Consider the following 17245-nt stretch of genomic DNA (forward strand, 5'->3'; position numbering starts at 1 on the left):
TAGAGAATGGCGTGTTTCACACACGCCAGCTCTAAATCTTCAATAAAATCCTTTAGTCTTTAGAAGAAACTTTTGCACCCTTCCATGCTGGGATATCAACGTTATTTGAAGCATCTTGGATGACTTTACCAACTTCGTCAGTTTGGTAAACTGAAATCAAAGTCTTGATAGCTTTAGCTTTATCAGATTTCTTCCAATCTTTTTGAGCTGCAATGACGTTGACCCATTGATCTGAGTTTTTATCAACTGCTTCTTTGTAAAGTGTTGTTTTGTAATCAACTTTTGCTGCTTGAGCGTAAGAGTTGTTAACGATAGCTGCATCGACTGATGACAATGTTGAAGCCGTTTGTGCAGCATCAACTTCTTTGATATCTAAATCTTTAGGATTTGATGAAATGTTTTTGATTGTTGCCAGTTCGTCACCATTAACGTCCAATTTAATCAAACCTGCTGATTGAAGAAGGTAAAGAGCACGGCTTTCGTTTGAAGCATCATTTGGAACTGAGATAGTTGCTTTGTTAGGAATGTCTTTGACATCAGTGTATTTAGCTTTGCCATTTTCTGTACCTGAGAAGATACGGATTGGGCTAAGAAGTGTGTCAGCGGCTTCTACCAAAGTTCCTTTGTTTTCAGAGTTCCAGTTGTTCAAAAAATATTTGTGTTGGAAGGCATTGACGTCAACTTCACCATTTTGAAGAGCTTCGTTTGGTTGGTTGTAATCAGTGAACTCAACCAATTCGATTTCCACGCCTTTGTCTTTAGCCAATTCTTTGACTTTATCCCAAAGTGGTTCAGTTGCATCATCCAAAGTCATGATACCAACTTTAAGTTTTGAATCATTTGAAGCTGATTTTGAACCACCACATGCTGCCAATAAAAGTGTTGAGGCAAGAGCTACGCTAGCCAATCCAAGTAATTTTTTTAATTTCATATCTATTTCCTCTCTCCTTTAACTCGTGATTTCATTCTAACCTAATTAGTTATAGGTTTCAAATTGTTAAAATCAAGGTTTAGTTATAGTTTTAAACTATAACTAAATTATTTTTCTGATGGAACCGTCAAGTCTTTCGCGTTTGGGACATAATCTCCGCCAAGATATTTCTGTGCCAAGTCTGACAAAGTCCCATCCTTTTGCAAGGTCTTCAAACGTTTATTAACAAAGCTTTGCAAATCTTTTTGATCTTGCCCAAAAATGAAATAAATGAATGGTTGTTCATCAGATTTCAACTCGATAGTTTTCAAATTATTCAATTTTTGATTTTTAATAATGGTATTTACCGTAGGAGCATCAAAAATCTTGAAATCAAACTTACCATCATTCAGATTTGTCAAAACTTGAGTAATGTTTTCGTTAGTGTAGTTGAGGTTAACAGGTTTGCTATTATTCTCAGTGTTAAATTTTTCAAGCTGTGCTGCTGTTGTTGTTCCTTGAACCACTTGTGTTGAATGTCCTGCAATATCATCGTATGAAGCAATATCTGAGTCTTTTGGCACTACCAAAACTGATGGTGTTGACCCGATTGGATAAGAATAAAGGTATTTTGCTGAACGTTCTTTGGTATAACTGATATTGTTGCCGCCAAGCTGATATTTCCCAGAATCAAGTCCTGTGAAAATAGATGACCACTCTGTCTTCTTGAAAGTCACTTTGTACTTATCAGATTCTTTGAAGACAGCTTTTGCCACCTCGATATCATAACCAGTTAGTTTACCTGATTCTTCGTAAGAGAAAGGTGCTGTCGTTCCAACTGTCGCAAAAGTCAGCTCTTTCTTATCAGATGATGCATCTGATGATGATGACTTTGATGAGCAAGCTGCAAGAAGCGTTGCTGAGACGAGAGCTAGTCCTGTTATTCCTAGCATTTTTTTCATAATCGTCATATCGTTTCCTACCTTCTTTAAGAGTTGCTTACATCTTAACATCCAAGCGACTTCTTAACAAATACTTAAATTCTATCACCGCGATAAAGAAATCTTATCACCCAGCTAGTCTTTTCCCTTTGCAAAATAATCTAGCAAATAAAGAGCATTCTCAACAAAATACTGCACGGCTGTTTTGAGTGCTTCGTCTTTGACCGTAAAAGTATCTTGGTGAAGCCCTGCCGCATTTTCATCGCCATTACTTCCAATCAAAGCAAAAACACCTGGAATCTTCTCTTGATAAGCCGCAAAGTCCTCACCAATGGTCAGAGGTTCAACTTCTAAAACCTTGGCAAATCGCTCAGAATTTTTAGCAATTAAGGGGGTTAACTCTTCATCATTAAAAGTTAATGTCGGCGTTTTGCCCCATTCAATCGATACTTGAGCCGCAAATTGGTCAGCTGTATTTTCGATAATTTTAGTAAATGACTCACGCAAATGCTGACGTGTCTCCGCAGAAAATGAGCGCATTGTCCCTTCAAAATAACCTGATTCTGGCATGACATTCCACGCGCTGCCCACATCAATGTGTGTCACTGACAAGACTGCAGGCTCAAAAGGCGATACCGTACGGCTGACAATCGCCTGAAGATTATTGACAATAGTTGTAATGGCCAAGACCGTATCTGTCCCAAAATCTGGACGCGCAGCATGCCCGCTCACACCACTAACAGTGACTTTAAACTTATCGACCGCTGCCATGATAGCTTTTGAGCGAAGCCCGATTTCTCCAGGTTTCAAATGAGGATAATTATGATAACCAATAATAGCTGAAACATCCTTAAGACCGCCATTTTCAATCACTTGATACGCACCAACTGACACTTCTTCAGCTGGCTGAAAAATCAAGCGCACAGTTCCTTTTAGCTGCTCTTCTTTTGCTTTTAAAATCTCAGCAGCGCCTAAAAGACTAGTCTGGTGAAAATCATGCCCACAAGCGTGCATAGCGCCGTTCTGGCTGGCATAATCAAAGGTATTCTTCTCTTTGATAGGAAGAGCATCAATATCTGCACGAAGAGCAATAACAGGCTCTCCTTGACCAATCTCTGCGATAAAACCTGTCGGCAAATCTGTCTCAAGAATTCGAATACCAAGTTTTGAAATATAGTCTTTCAAAAAAGCAGTCGTCTCAAATTCATTCTCCGAGATTTCTGGATGTGCATGAATTCTACGACGAACTGCGGCTAATTTAGCATAAAAATCTGATGTCATTTTGACTCCTCTATTGCTTGCTTATCTGGTAAGTAACTACCACCTAAATATTTTTGACTTAACGTCTCTAAGACACCCTTATCATAAAGTTTTTTCACTGCTTTATCAAATTTTAACTTCAACTTCTTGCTGTCACTTGAGAAAATAATATAATTATTTGGATTGTCATCTGTTTTTAAATCAGTAACAGTCAAGTCGAGTTTCTTTTGCTTGATAATCGTCTCAACGGAAATTTTATCAAAGATTAAATAATCAAATTCTCCGCTATCTAAATCTAACAAACGTTTTGTTACATCCTCACCCGAGTACTCAATTGTTGATGGCGAGTCACTGTGCTTCTTATTCCAATCATCGACAAATTTTGCTGTTGATGTTCCCGTATCATCTTGGGTGACCTTACCAGCAATATCATCAAGTGACTTAATGTCAGAACCATCCTTAGTGACTAGCACCAGCGGATTTTTGGCAATTGGCACAGAATAAAGATATTTGCTTGCACGTTCTTTCGTGTAAGATAGATTATTAGCAGCCACTTGATAAATATCGCTATCTAACCCAACAAAAATAGAATCCCAAGCTGTCTTTTTAAAAGTAAACTCATAACCGTCAATGTATTTACTAGCTGATTTAATCACTTGAATATCATAGCCAGTCAGTTGACCTTTAGTATTTTGATAAGAAAAAGGTTTGATATCCCCTGCTGTGGCAACGACAGCTTTCTGATCAGCTGCCTCAACATGAACTGTCAGTCCTGCACTTAATAAAATAGTTAATCCTAATAAACTTTTTTTCATTTTCATACCTCAAACTCCACTAAAACTACAGTTGCCGTACTAAATAGTCAAAAATCTTCCGGCTTTCTGCTTTTTCTAACAGTAATTCTGGATGCCATTGGAAGCCTAAAATGGGGGCTCCATCCTTACTTTCATAAGCTTCAATCGTGCCGTCACGTGGGTCACGTGCTGTCGCCACCAAGCTCGGCGCCAACTCTTTCACACTTTGTTGGTGAAAAGAATTAACCCAAGCACCATTAGCAACTAACTTACTAACACGGCTATTTGGTAGAATCTCCACTTCTTGTGATGTCCCTGAAAACTCTTTTTGCCAGTGGTGTTCAACCTTTTGGTTCAAGGTTCCACCCAAAGCAACATTAAGCAATTGCATACCGCGGCAAACTGCAAAAATCGGTTTCTTTTGCTTCAAAGCTTCTCTAATCAAAGCCAGCTCAAATTCATCACGTTCCAAGCTATAATCATCACTGTCAATTGATTTTCTTTCACCATAAAACTCAGGAGTTACGTTTTGACCACCTGATAGGATTAGTTTATCAATCATGTCGATGTAATCTTTAGCCAAGTCTGGACTAGCAACAGGAATGACAATCGGAAGCCCCCCAGCTTCCTTGACCCCGTCAGATAAACGTCTTGACACCATATCATATGGCAAACCAGACCGTGCTGGAAGTTCTTTGATATTTCCCGAAATGCCAACAATAACTTTCTCCATACAAGCACCCCACTTTCTATCAATTATAAGAAGCCACTTTCTAAGTTAGAAATATTGTAAACCAAATCCCCAAAGATTACCAATAGTTATTTTTTATCAGGGAGATAGGCTCTAGCTATAACCAAAAAAGACACCCAGTCTTTCGACTGGATGTCCTCTTTTTTATACTATCAGATTAGAAATCAGATACGTTGTGGTAAACTTTTTGAACGTCTTCATCATCTTCAAGAGCGTCAACAAGTTTTTCAAATGTTTCAAGGTCTTCACCTTCAAGAGTTACTTCTGATTGAGGAATCATTTCAAGTTCAGTAACTTTGAATTCTTCGATGCCGTTAGCACGCAAAGCTTCGATACCTTTGTGAAGGTCAGTTGGAGCTGTGTAGACAGTAACAACACCGTCTTCTGCTTCAACGTCTTCAACATCAACGTCAGCTTCTAGCAATTGTTCAAAAATGCTATCTGCATCGTCACCGTCAAAGACAATAACACCTTTTTTATCGAACATGTAAGATACAGAACCAGATGCTCCCATGTTACCACCGTTTTTACCAAATGCAGTACGCAAGTTAGCAGCAGTACGGTTAACGTTACTTGTCAAAGTATCAACGATGATCATTGAACCGTTTGGTCCAAATCCTTCGTAACGACCTTCAACGAAAGTTTCGTCTGTATTACCTTTTGCTTTATCGATTGCGCGGTCGATAACGTGTTTTGGAACTTGTGCTTGTTTTGCACGTTCAAGTACAAATTTAAGAGCTGAGTTTGATTCTGGATCTGGTTCACCTTTTTTAGCAGCTACATAGATTTCAACACCAAATTTAGCGTAAACTTTTGAGTTAGCACCATCTTTGGCAGTTTTTTTGGCAACAATATTGGCCCACTTACGTCCCATGGGTAGTCTCCTTTGTAAAGATTATTATTTATTTTAGCATGATTAAGTGATTTGACCAATAAAATAGCCAAATCATTGAACTACTGAATTAGCAAAGCTAAATTCGTAATCCTTTTTATTATAGCACTTTGACAAGGCTGTGTAAAATGTTCCTAAAAATTAAAAGCGAAAACTGAGCTCAACAAAAGCCCAGTTTTTAGTCCATTTTTGTAAGCGCTTATTTTGTGATTCTAATCGGCTGATTTTCTCAAAGTTTGGTTTTAAAATTATCTATTTTTGACATATTCTGCAATAGCAGAGCTAACAAAACTAGCTGTTCCTTGACCTGCCGCTTTGTCGATAAAAGTTGTGAAACGATTATCCTCAATATACATTTGCCCCAGACCTGATAAAATCTCCATATCACATGGGTAAAAATGCTCACTAATATAGCTTTGTAAAGTTTCAACTTGTTTTTGAACCTTGCTATCAGAAAGAGAATGCTCTTTTAGCTTTGCAAAGTCTCTCATTATCGCTGCCATTTCTTCCGTAATGACCGAAAAATTAGTCTGTGGATTTTTTTCAAATGCTTGATAAGCTTCCGTTGTTCCCCAATGTTCTTTAGCTTCTTTTTGGAAAGCTTCCAAATCCGACTTGTCATAAGCTGTGAATGTCATCATGTTTTCTCCATTTTCCTGTAAGGACTTAGCATGAGAAATAACCTTTTCCAAATGCTCTTTTTTCAACTCGAGCCATTTTATCTGCTCAGATAAAGCTTCTTCTTTGTTATAGCTTGGGTCCGACAGGATTTCCTTTATTTTTTTAAGAGGAAATTCTAGCTCACGAAACAAAAGGATTTCTTGCAAGCGTTCAAAGGCTTGCTTATCATAAAAGCGGTAGCCATTTTCTCCGATAAAGGATGGTTTTAAAAGACCAATCTGGTCATAATAATGCAAGGTACGCACGCTAATGCCTGATATCTGACTCATCTCTTTTACTGTTTTCATGTACTAACTCCTCTCGATGATAAGTATAGACTATAACGTTACGTTAGGGTCAAGAGAAAAAATGAAGTTTTTTGTTTGTAAACGTTTACTTATCAATTCTCACTGGAACTTTTCCCCAAGTTTGTTCTTGAATCTGTGAATTTCCAAGTTGATAGACTTGGTCAGCTTGTTGCGTCACCGCATCCCACGGTTTTGCACCGATGCGAGCGACGATATCCACAGACTTTTTCACCGTTTTAAGGTGTTTTTGCCCTTTTTCGGTAAATCCAAGCACATGTACCGCTTCTGGCAATGGCTTTTCCACAGCTCCGACCAAGATGTAAGCCAAAATGCGACGGATTCGAGCCTTCGTGTAACGTTTCGTGGCGACTTTATCCACCAATTCGTCCACAGTCGCTACGCTCCTAATAGCTGAGCGGATACGGCTAGCTAACTCTTCATTAACCTGGAAAATCCTTGTCAAATCAGGGTTTGTCACGATTTGATACTTAAGAAATTGGAAGTAATCATCCCAAGTCACCTGAGGAGCGCCTAGGAAAAGGTCAGCTTGCGGCATGAATTTGTCCACAAAATCTTTGTCTTGCCTGTGGATACGCAGATTTGTCGCAGAGGCAAAAGCCACATCAGTATCAAGCGAGTGATAACCTGCTCCCTGACGCATGATTGGGCTAAGCTTGATTGATTTTCCTGCGCAAGCTTTAGCATAAGAAAGCCCCAAAATATGATTTGGCGTGTTGCCTGTGAAGTTGACACCAGCAAATGTCTCCCACATTTTCTGCGTTTTCTGTGGATAAGACAAATTATCTGGCAAATTTTGCAAGTAATCCTCCATTTTCTGTTGATTATCCGCATAAATCTGTGAAAAGTGTTGATAATCCAGATTTTCTTCCGTTCCAAATGCCAAGTTATCCACACCAAGGCGCTCTAAAATGTCCACCGCACCTTGAGCAAAGTAGTCTGCTGACTGAACAGCCACCAAAAATGGCAATTCAACCACCAAATCTGCACCGCATTTCAGAGCCATTTCCGCGCGCGTCCACTTATCCACAATCGCAGGCTCACCACGCTGCACAAAATTCCCAGACATGGCAACAACCTTTACCCCTTCAGCCTGTGACAACAAATACTCATGCCCATTATGAAAAGGATTAAACTCAGCAACGATACCAGTGATAGTCATGTTGTGCTCCTTAGAGAAAACTCTCCCCTACTTCTGGCACACAAAGAACCAGCGTTCTGATTTTTTGCGTGGTTTTTTGTCTTCGAAATCAGCGTAGAGTTTGAATGATTTGAAGCCTGCTTGTTCCAAGAGGATATCGTAAGTCAAGACTTCGTAAGTGCGTTCTTCGTGGACTTCGTCGTAGCGTGTAAAGCGTCCGTCTTCGTCTTGCAAGAAGAATGTCAATTCGTGGACAACTGAGTGCGGTGCGTCATCAGCGTACGTGTCCCAGACCATGGCAAACTCTTCCGCATTTTCGTGGTAAGAATAACCAGGAAAGACAGTATCAGTTTTGTAAGTTGAGTGCACATCAAAGATGAAGACACCGCCGTCATTTAAGCTGTCGTAGACTTGTTTGAAGACATCACCGACTTCAACTTCATCAGCCATATAACAGATAGAATCTGAGTAACATGTCACCAAGTCGTATTTGCCAGCTTGCGACAAATCAAGCATGTTACCTTGTTTGAATTCGATAGCTTCACCAGCAGCTGTTGCACGTTTTCTTGCGATTTCAAGCATATCCTCGCTCAAATCAAGCCCTGTCACGTCAAAGCCAGCTTTAGAAAAGCGTACTGACTGAATCCCAGTTCCACAAGCTAATTCCAAGAGTTTTTTCTTATCTTTTGGAAAATGGCGGAGCGAAAAGTCTGTCCATTTATCATAAAGGCTGTCGTCCATGATGGCATCATAAACCGCTGCAAATTTTTCGTAGTTTTTGTTCATTTTCGTTTCTCTTCAAGTTTCAAAAACCTTGCCAAATGGCAAGGCAAGGTAAGATTATCCTTAAGCAAGATATTCTGACACATCGACCATAGGTGCTTCGTGCCACAATTTTTCGATGTTGTAGTGTTCGCGTTCGTCTTCTGAGAAGATATGAACAACAACGTCGTTAAGGTCAAGTAGTACCCAACCAGTACGGCTATCACCTTCAGCATGGCTAGCGTCGCCACCTGCTTCTTTAACCTTTTCACGGATGTTTTCTGCAATAGCGTCCAATTGACGAGTGTTCATAGCGCTAACGACCACAAAATAGTCAGTCACACTAGTCAATCCGTAAAGGTCCAAAACGACCATATCTTCTGCACGTTTCTCATCAGCTGCTTTCACAACAACAGCTAAAAGTTCTTCTTTAGTCAATATAAATCCTCTTTCAATATTTCTTCTATCGTCTTTACCTTGGCAAATCGATTATGCCAAATAGCTTCGTAATGTTTTTGTAGTTGCTTTGCTGTCAGGAAATCACTATCAAAAGTAGTCGTTCCATTCTTTGGAATAGTCACTTGATACCCTAGTTCAAATGCCACCTTAACAGTCGTATCAATACAGTAATCAGTTGCCATTCCGATAATCACTAAATGACTAAACGCTTGGCTAGCCAGATATTCTTGTAGTGAGGTTTCTTTAAAAGCACTATTATATTGCTTATCAAAGATTTTTTCTCCCGCTTTCGAAGCAACACCGTCGTAGATTTCCCAGCCATGACTTCCTGTTAGTAGTTCGTCGTCATTGTGACGGACGTAAATCACCTCAATGTTTTTCTCACGACAAGTGGCGATTGCTTTTTGCCAGACAGACAAGCAGTTATCAACTGCATACGGTCTAGCTTCTATCAAATCATTTTGAATATCAACGACTAGCAAAGCAGTTTTCATTTATCAGACCTCATATACCCCACATAAGCGTTATAGGTTTCGATGGTTTGTGGGAAAATTGGAAAGGCTTGGTGTGCAAGGTGCTCAACGGTATGAACCGTTTCATAAGCCACTGCCTTATCAAGCGATTCTTTGGCAATCACACGCGCTTCTTCCACCAAAGGAAAGCGACGCCCTGGCTCGATGTAATCAGCGACATAGATAATTTTATCAAGCAGTGACATGTCACCTGAACCAACGGTATGTGTTTCAATACTACGCAAGATTTCCTTATCTGTCACACCCAAGTCTTCTTGAATCTTGTAAATACCAACCATGCCATGCCAGACATTGTTGCCCCATTTTTTGAGTTCTGGGTCAAGATTATACTTGTCAATCAAGTCTAAAAATTCTTGATCAGAAAGTTCCTTGGCATAATCATGAATCAAACCAGCTAGTCCAGCTTTTTCAGTGTCATAGCCATAACGCTCGGCTAGTTCAATCGCTGATTTTTCCACACCAAGGACGTGTTTAAAACGTTTCTCGCTCATGGCTGATGCAACTTTTTCTAAAAGCTCAGCACGTTCGATTCCCGCTGTGTATGTCTCATAGGTCACGGTAAAGACCTTCTTTCTCAATGTAGTCGATAACAGCAGGTGGCGTCAAGAAGTTTGGACGACAACCAATTTCAAAATGATGACGAACTAAACTTGATGAGATGTCCATCATTGGCACATCTACCCAGATGACAGGATATGATGTTCCTGCTTTGTATTTAGGACGTTGCACACCAACGAATTGGACCATTTTAATCAATTCATCAATCTTATACCATTTTGGAAGGTAATCAACCATATCAGCACCGATAATGAAATAATAATCCACATCTGGATTTTTTTCGATTAAAAGTTTCATGGTATCGTAAGTGTAGCTGATACCTTTACGCTCTAATTCGATTGTTTCAATATCCAGACCTTCAACACCCTCAATTGCTAACTCAAGCATTTTCAAGCGGTGTTTTTCATCAATCGTTTCTTTTTTATCAAGATGTGGTGGCTCATATTCGGGCATAAGAAGAACTTTGTCCAAACACAATTGTTGGCGGACTTGGTCAGCAACAACTAAGTGAGCATTGTGAACAGGGTTAAAATTGCCGCCCAAAATACCAATTTGCTTACGATTTTTATCTTTTTCTTTTTTCTCCAGTTCCACTTTGGTAAATGGAGTAACTAATTCTAATGCCATACGACTACCTCCGAGCTAGGTATTACCTACCAAGCTCATTCAACTACATTGCCCGTTAAAAACAGACTATTTATTCAATTCTTTTACTTTTGGTGAGATTTTACGGTTTTGTTTTTTAGATGATTCTTTGTAAAGAATGATGATACGTCCGATTTTAAGGACAGTATCGCAACCAATCTCATCTTCCAAGATTTCAGCCACTTCATGGATGTCTTCATCAGTATTTTGAAGAAGAGTGACTTTGATTAATTCACGCGCATCCAATGCATTGCGGACGCTTGTTTTAATTTGGTCGTTAAGACCGTTTTTCCCAATTTGCACAATTGGTTTCATTGAGTGTGCTTGTGATTTCAAAAAAGCACGTTGTTTTGATGTTAACATATCTATAACTCTAAGGGCATTCTCAAAAGCAGATGTCACTAGATAGTCATCTGATTGCTAGCCCAGGCTCAAATCAAGTAAAATTGACTTGAACTTCCTTTCTTTTTATTTTCCTTAAATCAACGCTTTACGAAGAATAACAGCCACACCTTCTGGTGCCCAAGCTGCAATCTTCACTGGATTAGCTTGTGAGGCTTTAATACGAATCCAACCAAGTCCTGAATAAACCACATCCATTTTATCTTTGATGGTAAATTCATGACGGACCAATTTTGGAAACTCAGCCAATTCTTTATCACTTGGTGGTGTCAAAAGACTACCAACGTGTTTGTCGTAAAAGGCATCGGCACCAGCTAATTTAGTACGGTGTAATTTCAAATTATTATCAAAATAAGCTGTGAAACCTTGTTTGTCACCTGAAATAAAATCAAATCGACCCAAACCAGCCAAGAACAAAGTTTGTTCTGGATTAAGTTGGTAAGTTTTTGGTTTGATTTCTTTTTTCGGGCTGATGTATTTTAGATTCTTGTCGCCAAGATAGTGCGCCATTTGGTGACGGTGAATGATACCTGGTGTGTCAAAAATGTAAGAACCATCATCAAGTGGAATTTCAATCTTATCAAGCGTTGTTCCAGGGAAACGTGATGTTGTGATAATGTCTTTTTCACCTGTAATTTCTTTGATGATTGCATTGATAAGAGTTGATTTACCAACGTTTGTAACACCAACGACGTAGACATCACGACCTTTGCGCAATTTTTCAATTTTTTCAATCAAATCTTTAATGGCTTGATGATTTTGCGCACTAGTCAAGATAACATCGACTGGACGAAGACCTTCTTCGTGGGCACGCTCAGTCAACCATTGAGTGACTTTACCAGTCTTAACTGATTTTGGCAAAATGTCTTTTTTATTTCCGACAAGAAGAACATCATTGCCAGATACAAAACGTGACAAACCTGGGATAACTGACCCATTAAAATCAAAGATATCCACAACGTTAACCACAAGTGCATCACTATCCCCAACTTCGTGAAGAAGTTTCAAGAATTCGTCATCAGTAATGTGCACGTCAGTGATTTCATTGTAGTGACGTAATCTAAAACATCTTTGACAATACAATTCACCTGTTTCTAAGCCTTTTTCAAGAGCTGCTTTCGGTGTGTATCCTGCTTGTTCTTTATCTTCTGTTTGAATTTTGGCTCCGCAGCCAATACATAATAATTCTTCCATTAAATTCCTTTTTGATATTGGATTTTTCCGTATTTTTCTTCAAGTTTAGCCCAAACACGACGTTCACGCCAACGATTAATTCTAGTATTCCAAGCATCAGATTTAACCAAAGGTTTCACCAAAACAGATTGAATCTCTGCACGATGCGCAGCGCGAATATCTGTCATCAACTGGTCACCAACCATGATAACTTCATCACGGTCAAATCCATAACGCTTGATGGCTTTATTAATACCACGTGTGAAAGGTTTCATTGAACGGCTAACAAAGTCCACACCAAAGCGTGATACCGCACGATCAACACGTGAATAACTGTTGTTTGATACGACAACCACAGAAATATCAGCCATGGTCATTTCATCCAACCATGCCCTAACTTCTGGTGTTCCATCTGGGTTATTCCATGCAATTAGTGTATTATCTAAGTCAACTAAAACGGCATGAATCCCATGTCGCAACAAATCATCTGCTTTTAAATCATAAACTGCCTCAACCACGAAGGTCGGCCTATAATCGTCTATACTCAAATTACTCTCCAAAAAAATATATTTTACTATTTATTTTAACATATTTAGACCAATATGGCGAATTGGATAATACCTTAATTTAATAAAAAAGAGTGGAAAACCACTCTTTAATGAAATTGTTAATGCAATTGTTTTTTCACTACAACCAAATCGCGTAAAGAAATTAATAGAACCGCTCCGACAATAAAAATCATTCCTAGAAAATCCATCGGATAAAAGACTTCATGCATAATAGTCAAAGAGAAGAAAACTGAAGAAATTGGTTCTACACAAGCAAGCAAACTTCCTTTAACCGCACCAACGATAGCTGTTCCCCTTAAAAATAGACTATAAGCAAAAACCGTACCGACAATGATGATTCCAAATAATCCAACTAAATTTCCAGTATTTAGAACCAGAGTGTATTGCCATGGATGTACCAAAATCGGAAAAACAATTCCACCCATAATCATGCCAAGACCAATCACTGTGAAGCTACCATACTCACGAATTAATTTCGCCGGTAAAATAATATAAAACGAATAAGTTACCGCTGAAAACAATCCCCAAGCAAAGCCACATGGTGTGATAGCTAGCCCATCAAGGCGCCCATGCGTTGCAATGATAAAAGTTCCTAAAACCGCTAAGATAATCGCCAATATTTCACTTCCTCTTGGCAGTTGTTTCTTTCTCAAAGAGACATAGGCCAAAACAAGAATTGGCGCCATATACTGTATAACCGTTGCTGTCCCTGCATTTGTGCTTTCAATTGCTCTTAGATAAGCATACTGATTCATCACAAGCCCAATCAGTGAAAAAATGGCAATACCACCAAGTGCTTTTAATGACGTCACAGCCTTCAAAAACGTCTCACGCTGATTGAGTGCTGCAATAGTCGTCATTATCACACCAGCTGTAATTAAACGCACACAAGACAATAAGTCGACATTCATTCCATGAGCCATCAAATATTGCCCTGAAATCCCAGAAATCCCCCAGAATATCCCTGCAATAAGAACCATAATAGTTCCCTTAAACATCTTATTCATCTTAACTCCATCTACCTTACCAAATAAAATTCAGCTCCAAGTATAACACATTTACCAGCTAGAAAACACACCATTTATGACACTTTTTGTAAAGTAATCTTTCTAAAAATTCTATTATTTTTGGAGATTAAAAAGGGGAGTAAAATAAATTAAAAATAGCTTTAATACTTCTCCGACTAGATTGTCAAACCATGCTATATGGAATAAAAAAATCACCCCGAAGGATGATTTTAAATGATTTTAGTCTTCTTTCAATTTTGCCAACTCTTGTGCCAACAATTTAAGAGCAACTTGTGGGTTAGCTTTACCTTTTGTGGCTTTCATCAAGAATCCAGTGAAGGCTTTATCAGCATTACGTTTACCTGATTTGAAGTCAGCAACGGCAGCTTCATTGTCTTCAAAGACTTGGTGGATAATTGGAATAAGCACTGCAGGGTCAGAAATTTGAACCAAACCAGCTTTTTCAACGTATTCACGCGCAGAACCACCATTTTTAGCCAAGTGAACAAAGACTTTCTTGGCAATTTTTGATGAAATGGTACCATCAGCAATGATAGCAAGCATTTCAACAAGGTTTTCTGGTGTTAACAAGATTTCAGAAAGTGTTTTGTTTTCGCTGTTAAGGAATTGAGCCACTTCACCTTGCAACCAGTTAGAAACGTGTTTAGCATCACCACCAAGAGCTACTGCACTTTCAAAGAAATCAGAAGTTGCTTTTGTTGCAGTTAATTGAGCAGCATCGTAAGCTGTCAAGCCAAATTCATTAATGTATTTAGCACGACGTTCTTTTGGAAACTCTGGAAGAGTTTGACGCATTTCTTCAATCCATTCGTCAGACACTTCGTAAAGTGGTAGATCTGGTTCTGGGAAGTAACGGTAATCTGATGCACCTTCTTTGACACGCATCAAGATTGTTTCACCAGTTGATTCATCGTAACGGCGAGTTTCTTGTTGGATTTGACCACCTGAACGAAGCACTTGCGCTTGACGTTTTTGCTCGTAGATAAGTCCTTTACGCACATTGTTAAATGAGTTCAAGTTTTTCAACTCAGCTTTTGTACCAAATTCTTCTTGACCATAAGGGCGAAGAGAAATGTTGGCATCCACACGCATAGAACCTTCTTCCATCTTAACGTCAGAAATACCAGTGTATTGGATAACTTCTTTAAGAGCAGTTAGGTAAGCATATGCTTCTTCTGGCGAACGCATATCAGCTTCAGATACGATTTCGATAAGTGGCACACCTTGACGGTTAAGGTCAACATATGAGTAACCATCAGTACCGTGAGTGTTTTTACCAGCATCTTCTTCCAAGTGAGCACGTTCGATACGAATTTTCTTAGTTGAACCATCTTCAAGTTCAATTTCAATCCAACCATTGTATCCAATTGGTTCATCAAATTGTGAAATTTGGTAAGCTTTTGGATTATCAGGATAGAAATAGTTTTTACGGTCAAAGTGCATGTTTTGGTGAATGTCCATGTTAAGGGCTAGTGCTGCTTTAATACCAGCGTCGATAACACCTTTATTCATAACAGGAAGAACACCTGGGAATGACCAGTCGATAACGTTTGTGTTGGTATTTTGGTCGTTACCAAAATGTGTTGATGTCGGTGAAAAAATCTTTGAATTAGTATTTAACTCAACGTGGACTTCAAGCCCGATGACTGTTTCAAAGTTCATTATTTGTCACCTCCAAAAATAACGGGTTGTTGTTTATGATAATCAGTTGTTGCTTCAAAAGCAGCGGCTGCTTGATAGATTGTTTCTTCGCTGTATTTAGGACCAATCAATTGCATACCAACTGGAAGACCTTGAGCAAATCCTGCAGGAATTGAAATACCTGGAAGACCAGCCAAGTTTACAGGAATTGTCAAAATATCAGCCAAATACATAGAAACAGGATCGTGGTTAAGAGTATCTAAACCAAAGGCTACGCTTGGAGCTGTTGGACCTAAGATAAGGTCGTAGTCAGCAAAGATTTTTTCGAAGTCACGAATAATCAATGTACGAACTTGACCAGCTTTTTTGAAGTAAGCATCATAGTAACCTGATGACAAGCTAAATGTACCAAGCATGATACGACGTTTCACTTCATCACCAAATCCTTCACTACGAGTGTTCACGTAGATGTCTTCAAGGTTGTTGTAGTTTTCAGTGCGGTAACCATAACGAATACCATCGAAACGTTGCAAGTTTGAAGAAGCTTCTGATGACGCGATGATATAGTAAACTGCTACACCGTATTTACTGTGTGGAAGACTAACTTCTTCAACAGTAGCACCAAGTTTTTCAAAGTGTTTAGCAGCGTTTAGAATTGTTTCTTTAACTTCTGGGTCGATACCTTCACCAAGATATTCTTTTGGAAGGGCAATCTTCATGCCTTTAATATCTTGACCGATTTTACCAGTAAAATCAGGAACTTCACGGTTAGATGATGTCGCATCTTTAGCATCATGACCAGCAATAACGTTCAACAATTGCGCATTTTCTTTAACAGTTTGGGCAAATGGACCAATTTGGTCAAGTGAGCTACCAAATGCAATCAAACCAAAACGTGAAACACGTCCGTAAGTTGGTTTCAAACCAACGACACCATTGAAGGCTGCAGGTTGGCGAATAGAACCACCAGTATCAGAACCAAGTGACAAACGAACTTGACCTGATGCTACTGCAGTTGCAGAACCACCAGATGATCCACCAGGAACTTTAGTTTGATCCCAAGCATTTTTAGTTTTCTTGAAGTATGATGTTTCAGTAGAACCACCCATAGCAAATTCGTCCATGTTTGTTTTACCGATAACCACCATATCTTTACCGTAAAGTTTTTCAACAGCAGTCGCATCAAAAATTGGTTCATAGTTATAAAGCATTTTAGATGCTGCAGTTGTCAAAATACCACGTGTTGAAATGTTATCTTTAACAGCCAAAGGAATACCAGACATCACATTATCAGCATCGATTCCTTTTTCATCGATAGCTTTTGCTTGTGCAAGCGCAGCTTCTTCAGAAACAGTGATGAATGAATCAACAGCTGCTTCACGTTCTTTAATATCTTCAAGTGTTGCTTTTGTTAATTCAACTGCTGAGATTTCTTTATTGACAAGAAGATTGTGCAACTCATCAATTGATTTTGTATTAAATGACATTATGCATCTCCTCCGTCTTCTAAGATAGCAGGAACTTTAATATAGTAATTTTCAGATTGAGGCACGTTTTTAAAGAGCTCATCGCGATCGTCACCAGCTACTGCCACATCTTCACGCATAACAGTCTTACGATCTGCCATTGTCGTTGTTACAGGGACACCCTCTGTATCAACTTCGTTCAAGAGTTCTACCATATCGACAATCTTAGACAAAGTTGTCGCAAATTCTGTTGTTTCTTCTTCAGAAAATGACAATTTTGACAGATTTGCTACATGACGAACTTCTTCTTCAGAAATTTTCATCTCTATCTCTC

Annotated in this window: 20 protein-coding genes; all 20 read right to left on the reverse strand. The window is 39.0% G+C overall.

All coding sequences use genetic code 11. The features are described 5' to 3' along the window. Positions 1–52: 52 nt before the first annotated feature. On the reverse strand, positions 53–931 hold the full coding sequence (locus tag SFC32_RS01360) for a MetQ/NlpA family ABC transporter substrate-binding protein (protein ID WP_074564328.1): 879 nt from the start codon (positions 929–931) through the stop codon (positions 53–55). Between the two features lie 107 nt (positions 932–1038). Continuing rightward, the gene (locus SFC32_RS01365; RefSeq protein ID WP_411049479.1) at positions 1039–1881 is read right to left on the reverse strand and encodes an amino acid ABC transporter substrate-binding protein; all 843 of its coding nucleotides are present in this window, start codon (positions 1879–1881) and stop codon (positions 1039–1041) included. Positions 1882–1986: 105 nt separating this feature from the next. Beyond that, complete coding sequence (locus SFC32_RS01370) at positions 1987–3132, reverse strand: amidohydrolase (protein WP_411049478.1); 1146 nt, start codon at positions 3130–3132, stop codon at positions 1987–1989. Further along, positions 3129–3926: a transporter substrate-binding domain-containing protein gene (locus tag SFC32_RS01375; RefSeq protein WP_411049498.1), complete on the reverse strand. Its 798-nt coding sequence runs from the start codon at positions 3924–3926 to the stop codon at positions 3129–3131. Before SFC32_RS01375 ends, SFC32_RS01370 begins: the two co-directional genes overlap by 4 nt. A 25-nt stretch (positions 3927–3951) precedes the next feature. Continuing rightward, the gene (locus tag SFC32_RS01380) at positions 3952–4638 is read right to left on the reverse strand and encodes a gamma-glutamyl-gamma-aminobutyrate hydrolase family protein (RefSeq protein WP_411049477.1); all 687 of its coding nucleotides are present in this window, start codon (positions 4636–4638) and stop codon (positions 3952–3954) included. A gap of 175 nt (positions 4639–4813) precedes the next feature. Beyond that, positions 4814–5530, reverse strand: a complete 717-nt coding sequence (locus SFC32_RS01385) for a YebC/PmpR family DNA-binding transcriptional regulator (RefSeq protein WP_024343611.1) — start codon at positions 5528–5530, stop codon at positions 4814–4816. Between the two features lie 266 nt (positions 5531–5796). Beyond that, positions 5797–6516 (reverse strand): MerR family transcriptional regulator, encoded by a 720-nt coding sequence (locus tag SFC32_RS01390; RefSeq protein ID WP_411049476.1) that lies wholly within the window; start codon positions 6514–6516, stop codon positions 5797–5799. Between the two features lie 85 nt (positions 6517–6601). Beyond that, entirely contained in the window at positions 6602–7696 is a 1095-nt protein-coding gene (locus SFC32_RS01395; protein WP_411049475.1) for a nucleotidyltransferase, read from the reverse strand. A gap of 27 nt (positions 7697–7723) precedes the next feature. Further along, positions 7724–8461 carry a class I SAM-dependent DNA methyltransferase gene (locus SFC32_RS01400; protein ID WP_411049474.1) on the reverse strand — a complete coding sequence of 246 codons (738 nt, stop codon included), beginning with the start codon at positions 8459–8461 and terminating at the stop codon, positions 7724–7726. Between the two features lie 60 nt (positions 8462–8521). Further along, entirely contained in the window at positions 8522–8875 is a 354-nt protein-coding gene (rsfS, locus tag SFC32_RS01405) for a ribosome silencing factor (protein ID WP_013852201.1), read from the reverse strand. Further along, a complete protein-coding gene (locus SFC32_RS01410) occupies positions 8872–9390 on the reverse strand; it encodes a cysteine hydrolase family protein (RefSeq protein ID WP_411049473.1) in 519 nt (172 codons plus the stop codon). Before SFC32_RS01410 ends, rsfS begins: the two co-directional genes overlap by 4 nt. Beyond that, on the reverse strand, positions 9387–9986 hold the full coding sequence (gene yqeK, locus SFC32_RS01415) for a bis(5'-nucleosyl)-tetraphosphatase (symmetrical) YqeK (RefSeq protein ID WP_411049472.1): 600 nt from the start codon (positions 9984–9986) through the stop codon (positions 9387–9389). Before yqeK ends, SFC32_RS01410 begins: the two co-directional genes overlap by 4 nt. Beyond that, positions 9976–10614, reverse strand: a complete 639-nt coding sequence (locus SFC32_RS01420; RefSeq protein WP_006532948.1) for a nicotinate-nucleotide adenylyltransferase — start codon at positions 10612–10614, stop codon at positions 9976–9978. The genes yqeK and SFC32_RS01420 overlap by 11 nt, the downstream gene beginning before the upstream one ends. A gap of 66 nt (positions 10615–10680) precedes the next feature. Continuing rightward, positions 10681–10995, reverse strand: coding sequence for a ribosome assembly RNA-binding protein YhbY (gene yhbY, locus SFC32_RS01425; RefSeq protein ID WP_039696356.1), 315 nt, complete (start codon positions 10993–10995; stop codon positions 10681–10683). A 114-nt stretch (positions 10996–11109) separates the two neighbouring features. After that, a complete protein-coding gene (yqeH, locus tag SFC32_RS01430; protein WP_411049471.1) occupies positions 11110–12228 on the reverse strand; it encodes a ribosome biogenesis GTPase YqeH in 1119 nt (372 codons plus the stop codon). Beyond that, a complete protein-coding gene (locus SFC32_RS01435; RefSeq protein ID WP_180366619.1) occupies positions 12228–12755 on the reverse strand; it encodes a YqeG family HAD IIIA-type phosphatase in 528 nt (175 codons plus the stop codon). Before SFC32_RS01435 ends, yqeH begins: the two co-directional genes overlap by 1 nt. 119 nt (positions 12756–12874) lie before the next feature. Further along, positions 12875–13783 carry a DMT family transporter gene (locus SFC32_RS01440; protein WP_411049470.1) on the reverse strand — a complete coding sequence of 303 codons (909 nt, stop codon included), beginning with the start codon at positions 13781–13783 and terminating at the stop codon, positions 12875–12877. A gap of 240 nt (positions 13784–14023) precedes the next feature. Further along, the gene (gatB, locus tag SFC32_RS01445) at positions 14024–15466 is read right to left on the reverse strand and encodes an Asp-tRNA(Asn)/Glu-tRNA(Gln) amidotransferase subunit GatB (RefSeq protein WP_074560842.1); all 1443 of its coding nucleotides are present in this window, start codon (positions 15464–15466) and stop codon (positions 14024–14026) included. After that, complete coding sequence (gene gatA, locus SFC32_RS01450) at positions 15466–16932, reverse strand: Asp-tRNA(Asn)/Glu-tRNA(Gln) amidotransferase subunit GatA (protein ID WP_074602796.1); 1467 nt, start codon at positions 16930–16932, stop codon at positions 15466–15468. Before gatA ends, gatB begins: the two co-directional genes overlap by 1 nt. Continuing rightward, a complete protein-coding gene (gene gatC / locus SFC32_RS01455; protein ID WP_006532958.1) occupies positions 16932–17234 on the reverse strand; it encodes an Asp-tRNA(Asn)/Glu-tRNA(Gln) amidotransferase subunit GatC in 303 nt (100 codons plus the stop codon). The genes gatA and gatC overlap by 1 nt, the downstream gene beginning before the upstream one ends. Positions 17235–17245: the final 11 nt, after the last annotated feature.

It is taken from the genome of Streptococcus sp. TATVAM-FAB8 (assembly GCF_046592795.1).
GTDB lineage: Bacteria > Bacillota > Bacilli > Lactobacillales > Streptococcaceae > Streptococcus > Streptococcus ruminicola.

Excerpts from the sequence above, each read along its gene's own strand:
- SFC32_RS01360 (WP_074564328.1), bottom strand. The coding sequence starts at position 931 with ATGAAATTAAAAAAATTACTTGGATTGGCTAGCGTAGCTCTTGCCTCA.
- SFC32_RS01365 (WP_411049479.1), bottom strand. The coding sequence starts at position 1,881 with ATGACGATTATGAAAAAAATGCTAGGAATAACAGGACTAGCTCTCGTC.
- SFC32_RS01370 (WP_411049478.1), bottom strand. The coding sequence starts at position 3,132 with ATGACATCAGATTTTTATGCTAAATTAGCCGCAGTTCGTCGTAGAATT.
- SFC32_RS01375 (WP_411049498.1), bottom strand. The coding sequence starts at position 3,926 with ATGAAAAAAAGTTTATTAGGATTAACTATTTTATTAAGTGCAGGACTG.
- SFC32_RS01380 (WP_411049477.1), bottom strand. The coding sequence starts at position 4,638 with ATGGAGAAAGTTATTGTTGGCATTTCGGGAAATATCAAAGAACTTCCA.
- SFC32_RS01385 (WP_024343611.1), bottom strand. The coding sequence starts at position 5,530 with ATGGGACGTAAGTGGGCCAATATTGTTGCCAAAAAAACTGCCAAAGAT.
- SFC32_RS01390 (WP_411049476.1), bottom strand. The coding sequence starts at position 6,516 with ATGAAAACAGTAAAAGAGATGAGTCAGATATCAGGCATTAGCGTGCGT.
- SFC32_RS01395 (WP_411049475.1), bottom strand. The coding sequence starts at position 7,696 with ATGACTATCACTGGTATCGTTGCTGAGTTTAATCCTTTTCATAATGGG.
- SFC32_RS01400 (WP_411049474.1), bottom strand. The coding sequence starts at position 8,461 with ATGAACAAAAACTACGAAAAATTTGCAGCGGTTTATGATGCCATCATG.
- SFC32_RS01410 (WP_411049473.1), bottom strand. The coding sequence starts at position 9,390 with ATGAAAACTGCTTTGCTAGTCGTTGATATTCAAAATGATTTGATAGAA.
- SFC32_RS01420 (WP_006532948.1), bottom strand. The coding sequence starts at position 10,614 with ATGGCATTAGAATTAGTTACTCCATTTACCAAAGTGGAACTGGAGAAA.
- yhbY (WP_039696356.1), bottom strand. The coding sequence starts at position 10,995 with ATGTTAACATCAAAACAACGTGCTTTTTTGAAATCACAAGCACACTCA.
- yqeH (WP_411049471.1), bottom strand. The coding sequence starts at position 12,228 with ATGGAAGAATTATTATGTATTGGCTGCGGAGCCAAAATTCAAACAGAA.
- SFC32_RS01440 (WP_411049470.1), bottom strand. The coding sequence starts at position 13,783 with ATGAATAAGATGTTTAAGGGAACTATTATGGTTCTTATTGCAGGGATA.
- gatB (WP_074560842.1), bottom strand. The coding sequence starts at position 15,466 with ATGAACTTTGAAACAGTCATCGGGCTTGAAGTCCACGTTGAGTTAAAT.
- gatA (WP_074602796.1), bottom strand. The coding sequence starts at position 16,932 with ATGTCATTTAATACAAAATCAATTGATGAGTTGCACAATCTTCTTGTC.
- gatC (WP_006532958.1), bottom strand. The coding sequence starts at position 17,234 with ATGAAAATTTCTGAAGAAGAAGTTCGTCATGTAGCAAATCTGTCAAAA.